This window comes from Bradyrhizobium sp. Ghvi, from assembly GCF_900115265.1.
Lineage (GTDB): Bacteria > Pseudomonadota > Alphaproteobacteria > Rhizobiales > Xanthobacteraceae > Bradyrhizobium.
The window spans coordinates 141139-152178 of the sequence record NZ_FOVU01000013.1 but is presented as its reverse complement, the minus strand read 5'-3'; the positions used below and the strand labels follow the sequence as shown (position 1 = coordinate 152178).

Genomic DNA, 11040 nt, shown 5'->3' with positions numbered 1-11040 from the left:
CTGATCCTCGATGATTGGGGGCTCGAGCCGCTCGATGCCGGCGCCCGTCACGACCTCCTGGAAATCCTCGAAGATCGCTACGGTCATCGCTCCACCATCGTCACCAGCCAGCTCCCCGTGGACCAGTGGCATCTGCTCATTGGAGATCCCACCTATGCCGACGCCGTGCTCGATCGCCTCGTCCACAATGCCCATCGGCTCGACCTCACCGGTGAGAGCCTGCGCCGAACTCGGCAATCCGCCCGAAAGACCTGAGCGCTGTGGACATGCCGCTGCGCTTGGACAACGCAATCGCGTTGCCCACATGCCCACAGCAATCGCAGAAGAAGAAAAAAGGTTGAAGTCGCGATTCCAGATTGACCGCGCGGCTTGACCGATGCCAGAGAACCAGCCGGCCAGAACGCCTCGCCGCTGGGCGAGATCAAATCGGAAAGGTGGGCGACATCGTCTCGGAATCCACGGGCGACTTCATATCGGTACGCCTGGGCGACTTCGTCGGAATCCGCAGTGGTACCGTCCGCGGACGGCACGACTGACTTCTCGGTTCTGCAGAACGAGCTTAAGGGCAAATCGAAGAGCATCGTGCTCGTAGCGTTCGATCTGCTCTATCTGAACGGCCGAGATATCCGGAAGCTGCCGCTCTTTCAGCGCAAAGCCGAACTCAAGAAGATCCTAGGCGGCACTGACATCCAGTTCAGCGAAAGCTTCGAGATCGACGGCCGCGAGATGTTTGCGCACGCCTGCAAGCTTGGCCTCGAAGGTGTCGTCTCGAAGGTTCGGGGCAGCCCCTATCCGAAAGGACGCACGAATGACTGGGTCAAGAAGACCTGCGCGCAGCGTGAGACGCTGACTATTGCCGGTTTCGCACTCGACGAGGGAAAGTGGGACGGCATCTACGTCGGCCGGCGCAAGGGCGACGATCTAATATACGCCGGGAAGGTGGACCATGGGTTCGACAAGGCATCAGCCGCCGACCTTCAGAAGCGCCTGAAGCCGTTGATCCGCAAGACGCAGCCTTATGCAAAGCGGATTGCGCACAAAGGAATCTGGGTCGAGCCCAAGCTGCTGGCCGAGATAGAGTACCGTGCAAAATCAGCCGAGGGGAAAGTGCGCCATCCCTTCTTCAGGGGGCTTCGGGAGGATCTGTAATGGATGCCTTTGACCGCTTCTGGGAGTGGGCGGAAAAGCCGCTCGATAGTCCGCTGACGATCCCTGCGGAGCTCCATCGAGCGGTGATGGAGCTTCCTCCGGAGGACAGGCGCGACCGCGCAAAAGTCAATGAGGCCGCCGCACGGGCGCTTTCCGACCGACCGTTAACAAGCGATCGCTCAGTCTGAGCACGCTCGCCGCGAGGCACCATTCAACATTGACTGGCTTGAATTGGACAGTGTCCGAATTCGCGAAACGGAATATGATCTGGTCATCACCGGCAAAGGCACTCTGCCCGCGGGCACCGGTGGCTGAGAGACCAATCGCGCTCCCGCCTGCAGCAGAGCCACCAATGTCTCGTGATTCCGAACGTGTCATCCTTGCCCGTCACCATGTTGCCAAAGGACGTCAGATCGTCGAAAGGCAGCAACGGATGGTCAGCAAGGGCGGTGCAAACACGGCAGAAGCTCTGAAGCTCCTGGCTCTCTTTGAAGCAACGCAGAACATCTTCGAGGATGATCTGGAGCGCATCTTGCAGGAAGAGCGCAACGGATAAGACTGGAGATTTCACAATTTAGATTGACAATTTCCGCTATCGGCGGAAAAGCAGGCGCAAATGCTAAGACACGAGATGGTCGCACTTCGAGACCTAACCTCGCGCCCGTCGTAACGCGTCTTCCAACCGGGCCCTTTTCCCAACGCGCGTCCTCATCCCGCGCGCTTTCCTCAAGAACCTCGAGCTGTTGTTGAATGTCAGCGGCCGTTTCTTCGTGCTTGCGACGGGCCGCGTCCAAAGCACCTTGCGCCTTGTCGACGGCGTGCTGCCGTCGCTCGCGCTCCTTCTGCCGGGTGGCCTCTTCCTTGGCACGTTCGCGCTCCCGTCGCTTCTGCTCCTTCTCGAAAGCAAGTGCGACCTTCCGGTCGGCCGCATCGTCGTTGGCCACCTTCGAAGGCTTCCGCCGTTGACGACGATCTGTCTTCTTTGAACTGCCGCCTGCAAGGTAGGTCGGTAACTCGGCATGCTCCTTGAACGGCCCGTTAGAGCCGACGGGTCTCTTCAGAACGACGCCCGGCGCAGCCATGGTCGCCTCGATGACGTCCGGATCGTCGCTTTCCTTCGCCGCGCCCTGGTGGAAGAGATTGCTGTCGGCGCCCCAGGCTTCGAGAGCCGCTTTCATGGAGGGAGCGGCGATCGCCAGATCGAAGAAGCCCAGCGAGGTCTGATAGGTCTTCAGTTTTCTGGCCATAGGTCTGATCCGCGCTCGCCCGGTCGATCCTCAACGTCTCGCACGCCACGATGCCTGCGGAACACGACGTGGTCCCGAAGCGTTCCCTAATCCTTGAAGGACGTCCATGCATTTCGCAACGTGCTCTTAAGGATTGGCCTCGAATGAGCCGGACGTCGACCCTGCCCAAGCGCCTGCAGCCGATGCTCGCTACGCTCACTGATGCGCCGTTCGACGACCCCGGCTGGGTTTTCGAGGATAAGTACGACGGCTTCCGGATGATCGCGGAAATCCAGCGGGGCAAGGTTTCGCTCTACAGCCGCAACGGCAAGATCATCAGCCGCAACTATATCGAGGTCGCCAAAGCGCTGGAGGGCGTGAAGGGCGACGCCGTGATCGATGGCGAGCTCGTCGCGATCGGAAAGGAAGGCGTCTCGCATTTCCAGCTGCTTCAGAACGCGCTACGTCATGAAGCGAAGCTCCTGTATTGCGCCTTCGATCTCATGTTTCAGAACAAAGTTGATTTGCGCAAACAGCCTCTTCTCGAGCGCAAGGAGAGACTGAAAGCAATCCTGCCGCGTCACCGGCTGATCGCCTTCAGCCGTCACCGCAAAGCGAACGGCACGAAATTCTTCGCCGAGGCCGAGCGGAAGGGTCTAGAAGGCGTCATGGCGAAGCGCGCCGACAGCGCGTATGCGTCCGGAAGCCGAACGGCGGATTGGCTGAAGATCAAGACGGCAAAGCGGCAGGAAGTGGTGATCGCGGGTTTCACGGCGCCGAGGCGTACAAGACCATACTTCGGCGCCCTGGTCCTCGCTGTGCGGGAAGACGACACATGGCGCTATATCGGACACGTTGGCACTGGCTTCAGCCACAAGGTCCTGGAAGACCTCCACACCAATCTCGTGAAGCTGACGACCCCGAAATCACCCTTCCCTGCCAAAGTGAAGGACGAGGCCGCCACGACCTGGGTCAAGCCCTCGTTGGTTGCCGAGGTCAAATTTGCGGAATGGACGAGTAAGGGCGAACTGCGCCAGCCCGTCTACCTCGGGCTCAGGTCCGACAAGCGGGCGAAGGACGTCGTGCGTGAGCGAGAACGTCCGCGCAAGTAGAGCTTTCCTTCGGCGAAAGCCGGCAAAAAGGATTGACGCACCCTCCGCCGACACTCACTCGCCTCCAAGGTCGTGGATTTCCGGCCGCATGCCGTCAGGCGTGAGTTCGAGCGTCGCAAACGTGATCGGCAGCTTGAAACGCCGGGGTCCCGCGCTGCCCGGATTCAGATAGAGAACGCCACCGACCGTGTCGATTTTCGGCACGTGGGAATGCCCGGAGACGATGACGTCGATGCCGACGCCGGGGTCGGCCTTCAGCGTCTTCAAGTCGTGCAGAACGTAAATCGACTTTCCCGCCAGGCGCGCAAGGCTCGTGTCGGGGTAGTCGCGAGCCCACTCGCCACTGTCCACGTTTCCACGAATGGCCGTGACGGGCGCGATGCGGCGAAGCGCGTCGACGATCTCGGGGCGCCCGATGTCGCCGGCATGGATGATGTGATCGACGCCCGTCAGGCCTCGTTCCGCCTCGGGCCTCAACAGGCCGTGCGTGTCCGAAATGATTCCAATCCTGAACATCATTTCCCGGCGCTCTCAACTGCGATTGCCGAAAGACGATCGAGAAACTCTACCTGAGCGGACAGCATCTTGGTCCGCGCGAGCTCGATATCAAACCATTCCGCGCGGTCGACTTCCGGAAAGCTCTGCCGTCGACCACTTCGGGGTGGCCATTCGATATCGAAGGTATTGCTGGCCAACGCGGCCGATCAAAGTTGCCCTCTCCGGCGAATGCGATGACGCGCTTCCCTCCGCGCTGTCGGACTTCCCCCAGCGCCCTGACCGGACCAATCGAAGCGCTCGGGCCGAGTTCTTCGGTAAATTCGCGCCGCGCGACGTGCTCCGGAGCATCATTGGCATCGATTTCGCCCTTAGGAATGGACCAGGCGCCATCATCCTTGTTGCGCCAGAACGGACCGCCGGGATGAACGAGCAGTACCTCGAGCCCACGAATACCATTGCGGTATGCGAGAATGCCCGCGCTCAAGGTCGATCTCCTGGAAGCTAATTTCGCCGCAGCCACAGCGCTCCTACCTTGCAGAGCAATCGAGAGCCGTCGTCCCACCATACCAGATCGCGCTCGCCGAGCGCCTGCTTAGCCTCGTCCACGATCCTATGCACCGTTACTTCGGCCTCGCGGTCGGCCGCCTTCTTCGCGCGCACCGACCCGCTGGGCCGCCACTAGCTGGCCGACGAGATGGCCTCGCGTGACCTGGTCGAGATGGGATTTGCCATTCTCCAGAGCTTGCCGTGGACAACGATGTAGGGCCGTCCGGCGTCACCGGATGCTTCACGACACCTAAGCCGACTTCCGCTGCGGCTTGGCCGCCGGCTTCTTCGCCGCGGTCTCCTTCGCCGGCTTCTTGCCTGCGATTGGCATCAGCATTTCCTTCTGCCCGGCCGCCGCCTTGCGCGCCTTCTTGGCCGTCTTCTTCGGCGCCTCTGTCGGGGCCGTCGCCTCTCGTCCGATGCTCTTGCGCAGCGCGTCCATCAGGTCCACCACGTTCTCTCCTCGAGGACGGGCTTTCGCGGTGATGGGCTTGCCGGCGCGCTTCTGATTGATGAGATCGATGAGGGCGGTCTCGTACTGGTCTTCGAACTTGTCCGGCTCGAAATGGCCCGCCTTCTGATTGACGATGTGTTTGGCGAGATCGAGCATGTCCTTGGTAACTTTGACATCCTGAATGTCGTCGAAATACTCATCCGCGGCACGGACTTCGTAGGGGTAGCGCAGCAATGTCCCCATCAATCCCTTGTCGAGCGGCTCGAGCGCGATGATGTGCTCGCGATTGGTCAGCACCACACGACCGATGGCGACCTTGTTCATCTCGCGGATGGTTTCCTGAATGACGGCGAAGGCATCGTGCCCGACTTTGCCGTCGGGACGCAGGTAGTAGGGGCGAATGAGATATCGCGGATCGATCTCGCTGCGGTCGACAAACTCGTCGATCTCGATCGTTCGCGTCGATTCCAGCGCGACGTTCTCAAGCTCCTCCTTGGTCACCTCGATGAAGGTATCGTTATCAACCTTGTAGCCCTTGACGATGTCCTCGTTGTCGACCTCCTCGCCGGTGTCGGCGTCGACCTTGGCATACTTGATCCGATGGCCGGTCTTTCGGTTCAGCTGGTTGAACGAGATTTTTTCTGAGTCCGACGTGGCCGGATAGAGCGCGACCGGACAGGTGACGAGGGAAAGACGCAAGAAGCCTTTCCAGTTAGCGCGGGGGGCCATGCCGGGGGAACTCCGATACTGATACCGGATTCAAGACGAACGACCGGGCTTGGTTCCGACATCGGGACCCGCCGCAAGAGAGGATTTTTCTTAGCGACCGCTTGGTCGGACTCGACATTTGTTATGTTCTAATTCAGGCATGACCGACCGACCCGCGAGCTGGCGCATGCCGACCCCGAAGCAGATGGAAAAAATGGCCGCTGCCAACCGTAGACCAGCGCCGTCAGCGGGGGGTCCAGATGCCCCCTCCCGGCCGAATATTGGGAAGCGGTCCTAAATGACCCTCGCGCCGGCGCGACCGTGGCCCAGGCCCGACAGCGACGCCTTTCGGAAATTAAGGGCCACGTGCTGCGCGTCTCCTGTCGCCGCTGCGAGCGGACCGTGGAAATCCAGACCGCCGATGCCGTCCGCTTGTATGGCGCCAACGCGCTCTGGAAGGACGTCGCGCAGCGGCTGCTCGACAACACCTGCCAGCAGCGCACCGGCAGGCATGAAGAAGACGGGTGCTGGCCAGCGTTCGAGTCGCCGTAGTCGCTCAGGATTTGCCGATCCGATCTCTTTGCGCCTGGATGTCCGGATGGCCCCGAAGTATCACCCTACGCCCCTGTCGGGCGGCGATCGCAAGGCTCGGGCAAAAGAGCTCGGCAAGGCACGCGCGATGGCTAACATCCTGGCGACCCAATCGGCGGAGATGCGGGCCAAAGGCGAGGCCATGATCCTGCAAGCCGACAGGCTGCTTTGCGAAAGCTGGAACGAGCGGATGTGGAGTGACGGCGAACCGATCGATCCATCGCCGACCATCGATCAGGCCGTGAATGGAGGCTTCCCCTGGCTGGAGATCAGGTGCGCGCGCTGCAAGACGCCGAGCGACGTGGACCTCGCCGCGATGAAACACCCGCCGACTACTTTCGTGCACGATCTCGCCAGCCGGCTGCGCTGTCGCAAATGCGCCAAGGCGGGCCGGCGTCCATCCGCGACACTGCTACAGTTGACGTGGCAGCCGCGCCACCCTCGAGCCGAATCCTGACCGATGTGCAATCTTTATTCGATCACGACTAACCAAGCCGCGATCAGTGCGCTGTTCCGCGTCGTGAACCAATACGTTGGAAATCTGGCGCCGATGCCCGGCGTGTTTCCCGACTACATGGCACCGATCGTGCGCAACGGAGCCGAGGGCCGCGAGCTCGCCACGGCGCGGTGGGGCATGCCCTCGTCGTCAAAAGCACTGATGGACGCCACGAAGAAGCGAGCCGAGAAGCTGCAGGCCAAAGGCAAGGTGGTGGATTTCAAGGAATTGCTCAGAATGGAGCCGGACGGCGGAACGACCAACATCCGCAATGTGAAGAGCAAGCACTGGGCGCCCTGGCTCGGCGTCGAAAACCGCTGCGTGGTGCCATTCAATTCCTTCAGCGAGTTCAACAAGGCCGAGGGCGGTGACGTCTGGTTCGCGCTTGACGAAACTCGTCCCCTCGCTTGCTTCGCCGGCATCTGGACCAACTGGACGTCCGTCCGGAAGGTCAAGGAAGGTGAGACCACGAACGAGCCTCTACGCGTTCCTCACGACCGAACCGAACGCTGAAGTCGGCGCCATCCACCCCAAGGCGATGCCGGTGATCCTGACGACGCCGGAAGAAGTCGAGACCTGGATGACGGCCCCTCTGGACGAGGCCTTAAAGCTACAGCGGCCGCTTCCGGACGACACGCTTCGGATCGTTGCCCGCGGCGTGAAGGAAGATACGGCCGGACTAGCGACGTGACCATCGAGGACCGTCACGACCAGCCAGCTACCCCGGGCCGCCAACGCAAGATCATCCACATCGACATGGACGCCTTCTATGCGTCCGTCGAGCAGCGAGACAATCCGGATCTTCGCGGCAAGCCGGTTGCCGTCGGCGGATCCCGGGAGCGCGGTGTCGTGGCGGCAGCCAGCTATGAAGCCAGGAAGTTCGGGCTGCGCTCGGAAGCGTCTTGGGCCGCTGAAGCGCGCTTGACGGCCTCTCTGATGTGGCCGGTAACCAGCGAAGCTTAAGCAGTCGCCTCCTTAGAGCGGGCATTCATCATCCGCATCGTCTCTGATAGGTTACGCGCTGAAACGATGACGAGCATAGCATGGACAACAAAAAGAACGGCGACGCAGAACCACAACGCAGCGACCCGGCGGAAACCTTTCCGCCGGTTTGGCTGCGCGCCACGCTCGCCGATCTTGCGGACCTCGAATTCGAGAGCCCGATCGCAGAGTCAAAGAGCGCGGACAGCCAGGAGCTTGGCGATCTGTTTCGCAAAGCCGCTGGTGAAACGGAAGATACCCCCGCCGCACGCGTATTTCGCATGCTGTCGGCGGTTGCCGGCATGCTGTTTCGGCCCAAGGATCGGAGCGAACCCTTCGGCGCTATGATGGTGTGGGCCGATGGTCGCCGGTCGCCGGTTGTTGGCGATTTTCGGGGGCCGCCTGTCGAAGTGCTATCCGCCATGGCTCAGCGCGCAACGCATCCGGCTTTGCGGGCGCGCCTTTCCGATCTCTGCTGGTTTCTCGAACGAAAACGCGTCGACTTAGGTAGGGCGGCCGTTGCCGCCTACGTCGACATCTTGAGGAAGGTTGACAGCGGAGAACTTGCATTCCGGTTCGACGAAGGCAAGGGAGCACTCAAGCACGACGCCCGGGATCTCCTGCGGCGGGCCCTGCAAATTGGCCGGGCCGTGGGATGGGATAAACCCGAAACGATGGCCGCTCGGACGATGGCAAGTGAGTTGCGCGCGAGGGCTCTTCGAGCGCCTCTTGCCATCTCTGCATTTTGGTTTAGCGAACTTGATCTCGACTTCGGCATTTCTGACTCGGCTGTCATCGGGAAAGATATCGAGGATTTGATTGGCGCCCTGTCCGCTGAAGCCGATCCACACAGCATTGTTGAACTCTGGCGGCTCGGCGCCCGTGCGTACCATGTTGCCAAGCAACCTGACGACCAGCACCGTTGTCAATCAGCCGCAGCCGACCAGTTTGTCTTGATGGCAGACCGCCAGCCCGTGGCAATGATGAGCTCGTCGATGCTGGCGAACGCCATTGCCGAGCTTCACGGCGTTCCCGGGAAAAAGGACAGGCGAAAGGAATTGCGGCACCGGCTTATCGATGCGCAGGCCGGCATCGGCGAGGAAATGTCCGGATTTTCCATTCCGTTCAACCTTGAGGATATGGCCCAGCAGATTGAGCGAGGCGTCAAGCGCCAGCCGACCCTGCGGGACAAGCTCTTTGTCTTTGCCGCTCTCGAAGATTCACCTGAGCCTAAAGAGCTGGCCGAAGCCGCTTCCGAGTCCATTCGCGAACATCCGTTGGCCTCGCTCTTTGGCACGTCTCATCATGACAGCGAAGGCAAAGTCGTCCATCGGACTGCGGGAGCTGGCTTTGGCGACGAGGGCGACGCCGGTGCCATTCAACATCAAATTGCGCAGGACGAACGCATTCGCCGTCAGGTCGCCGCGGCAGGAAAGATTGAGACGGCCCGCCAGGCAATCGGGGCCGATCATTTCTTGTCGGACGATATCTTCGCGCGAATTCTCGTTCATAGTGCGTTTGTTCCAAACGATTTGGTCAGGACGTTCAGCCGCGGCTTCCTGCGCTTCTTTCAGGGCGATTTCGTCAGCGCGCTCTATATCCTGACGCCGTTGCTGGAGAATTCGCTGCGCCATGTCCTGAAAGCGCATGGCCATGATGTGACTATCTTCGACGATGCGACACAGACGCAGCAGGATCGCACGATTTCCTCCCTGTTTGAGCAGATGAGGAACGAACTGGACTCTATCTTCGGCGTAGCCATCACGGCCGATATCGAACGCCTCTTCCTCAAGAAACCCGGCCCGTATCTTCGGCATGCCCTATCGCATGGCTTGCTGCATGACGGGGACCCTTACGGCCCTGACGCCGTCTATGCCTGCTGGCTGATTTTCCGGCTCTGCCTGATTCCACTCTTTCCCTACCGGGAACAATTACAGCTTCCATTCGATGAACCAGCGCCAAACCAGCCGAGCGAACCACAAGCAGCAACGACCGAACCCGAGACCGGGGATAGCGGAAAGACCGGCTCTTAATCGGCTAGGCTTGCTTCTATCGCTTTCGGCAGCAAGCTTCCAACTGTGGAAACGGGCCGTTACCTATTGTCAGCCGCGGGTTGCAGACGGGAAAACCCTCTCCAACACTTCGTTCAAAACGTTGAGCCTGGTATTGAGTTCAGAAACCGCCTCGTGGGTCATCCTGACCCATTCATCCCAAACGCGGGATTGGCCGACAGGATCAATCAGGATTGACGACCGGGAGGCGATTTGGGCTTCTGTTGCCTTAATCATCCCCAGCGTGTCGGCCAAGTTCACGTCGGGGTCTGCCTTAAACGATTCCTCCAGTGAGTATCGCATGCTTTCATCGTCGATCGCCTGGGCTGCCCTCATCATCGCCTGCCATTTACCCTCCGATAGCATTTCGAACGCGAGGTCATCGATGAATCTGACCCGCTCCCGCGCCTCGTTGGCCTCGGGATGATCCGGAAGCCGATTGGCCGCGATACAGGCAGAATTGATGAACGGCAGGCATTCAAAAAAACTGGTCGGCTTTTTACGGGTGAGCGTCGGATACTGGGCGAAGAACTCATCGATGGGAACGGATAGCTTGGCATAGTAAGAATTCAATAGCTTGGATTGACCTGCCATTGGCGATACCGCCCGGTCTCCATCCAGAGCACTCATTTCTTCGATGTTGCTGGGCGAAAGTATGCTTACGAAGACATCGGACGTGACATCGGCAAAGTGGGCCGATTTCTCTAGCGTAGCCGGCGTCGTCTTCATCGGATGGACCGATGCAAACTCTGGGGCGCCAGCCGCCCGGTAAACGGCCGCCACCAGTGCCGAGCAAAACGTCCTATCATCGCCCGAATCCGAGATGGGCACCCCGGGCAACACCGATCGCAGGGCGGCCTGCACGGAATATTCCTTGCCAAAGAACTTGAACGCTTCACTTGCGGCCGCGCGCGCGATGGCCTGATTAGGGTACCGAAGGACGCGCACATGCTTGAGGTCATGCACGAAACAATTCTGGGCGCTTATATTTGAGACACCATCCGCTAGCGCCTCAATAAGTGTAGGAAGCGCCGTGCAGATCAGCGCATGACTGAACTTGCCGCGGGTTACCTTCGCAATTATGTCCGACCTGCGTTTGCCCTTGAACGAGCTTGCTTCCGCATTACGCGTGAGAATGACATCACCAGGGCGCAGCTTTGTTAGGTCGGGTTTGAACACCCATAGGCCGTTGTATCTCGGGTTCTTCTCTTTCATCGTCTGCCTAACA

Annotated in this window: 8 protein-coding genes and 6 pseudogenes; 9 read left to right on the top strand and 5 right to left on the bottom strand. The window is 60.2% G+C overall.

All coding sequences use genetic code 11. The features are described 5' to 3' along the window. From BM374_RS32790 to BM374_RS32780, 3 genes and pseudogenes are all read left to right on the top strand, one after another. A partial coding sequence (locus BM374_RS32790) for an ATP-binding protein (RefSeq protein WP_177248697.1) occupies window positions 1–255 on the top strand: 255 nt, incomplete at its 5' end. A 252-nt stretch (window positions 256–507) separates the two neighbouring features. After that, window positions 508–1149 (top strand): annotated as a pseudogene (locus tag BM374_RS32785) (ATP dependent DNA ligase); the annotation flags it as partial. Continuing rightward, window positions 1149–1337 carry a hypothetical protein gene (locus BM374_RS32780; RefSeq protein ID WP_092302374.1) on the top strand — a complete coding sequence of 63 codons (189 nt, stop codon included), beginning with the start codon at window positions 1149–1151 and terminating at the stop codon, window positions 1335–1337. The pseudogene BM374_RS32785 and the gene BM374_RS32780, both read left to right, overlap by 1 nt. Before the next feature lie 249 nt (window positions 1338–1586). On the opposite strand, the gene BM374_RS32775 is transcribed toward BM374_RS32780, so the two are convergent. Then, the gene (locus tag BM374_RS32775) at window positions 1587–2396 is read right to left on the bottom strand and encodes a hypothetical protein (protein ID WP_349510008.1); all 810 of its coding nucleotides are present in this window, start codon (window positions 2394–2396) and stop codon (window positions 1587–1589) included. A 143-nt stretch (window positions 2397–2539) separates the two neighbouring features. Between BM374_RS32775 and ligD the strand changes: the two genes are divergently transcribed. Continuing rightward, the gene (gene ligD / locus BM374_RS32770; RefSeq protein WP_092302372.1) at window positions 2540–3487 is read left to right on the top strand and encodes a non-homologous end-joining DNA ligase; all 948 of its coding nucleotides are present in this window, start codon (window positions 2540–2542) and stop codon (window positions 3485–3487) included. Window positions 3488–3541: 54 nt separating this feature from the next. Here the strand turns inward: ligD and BM374_RS32765 are convergent, their stop codons facing one another. The 3 genes and pseudogenes from BM374_RS32765 to ku all read right to left on the bottom strand — a co-directional run bounded on the left by BM374_RS32765 (window position 3542) and on the right by ku (window position 5714). Continuing rightward, window positions 3542–4006, bottom strand: coding sequence for a metallophosphoesterase family protein (locus BM374_RS32765; protein ID WP_092302371.1), 465 nt, complete (start codon window positions 4004–4006; stop codon window positions 3542–3544). Continuing rightward, window positions 4003–4505: pseudogene (locus tag BM374_RS32760) on the bottom strand (NUDIX hydrolase). The gene BM374_RS32765 and the pseudogene BM374_RS32760 overlap by 4 nt, the downstream one beginning before the upstream one ends. 276 nt (window positions 4506–4781) lie before the next feature. Further along, window positions 4782–5714, bottom strand: coding sequence for a non-homologous end joining protein Ku (ku, locus tag BM374_RS32755; RefSeq protein WP_092302369.1), 933 nt, complete (start codon window positions 5712–5714; stop codon window positions 4782–4784). 139 nt (window positions 5715–5853) lie between these two features. Between ku and BM374_RS32750 the strand changes: the two are divergent. From BM374_RS32750 to BM374_RS32730, 5 genes and pseudogenes are all read left to right on the top strand, one after another. Then, a pseudogene (locus tag BM374_RS32750) lies at window positions 5854–6245 on the top strand (hypothetical protein). 46 nt (window positions 6246–6291) lie between these two features. Beyond that, the gene (locus BM374_RS32745; RefSeq protein ID WP_092302367.1) at window positions 6292–6741 is read left to right on the top strand and encodes a hypothetical protein; all 450 of its coding nucleotides are present in this window, start codon (window positions 6292–6294) and stop codon (window positions 6739–6741) included. 3 nt (window positions 6742–6744) lie between these two features. Then, window positions 6745–7471, top strand: a pseudogene (locus BM374_RS32740) (SOS response-associated peptidase). Between the two features lie 65 nt (window positions 7472–7536). After that, window positions 7537–7722 (top strand): annotated as a pseudogene (locus BM374_RS32735) (Y-family DNA polymerase); the annotation flags it as partial. Between the two features lie 101 nt (window positions 7723–7823). Continuing rightward, a pseudogene (locus tag BM374_RS32730) lies at window positions 7824–9704 on the top strand (DUF7380 domain-containing protein); the annotation flags it as partial. 159 nt (window positions 9705–9863) lie between these two features. Here the strand turns inward: BM374_RS32730 and BM374_RS32725 are convergent. Continuing rightward, entirely contained in the window at window positions 9864–11027 is a 1164-nt protein-coding gene (locus BM374_RS32725; RefSeq protein WP_092302365.1) for a YiiX/YebB-like N1pC/P60 family cysteine hydrolase, read from the bottom strand. Between the last annotated feature and the right edge of the window lie 13 nt (window positions 11028–11040).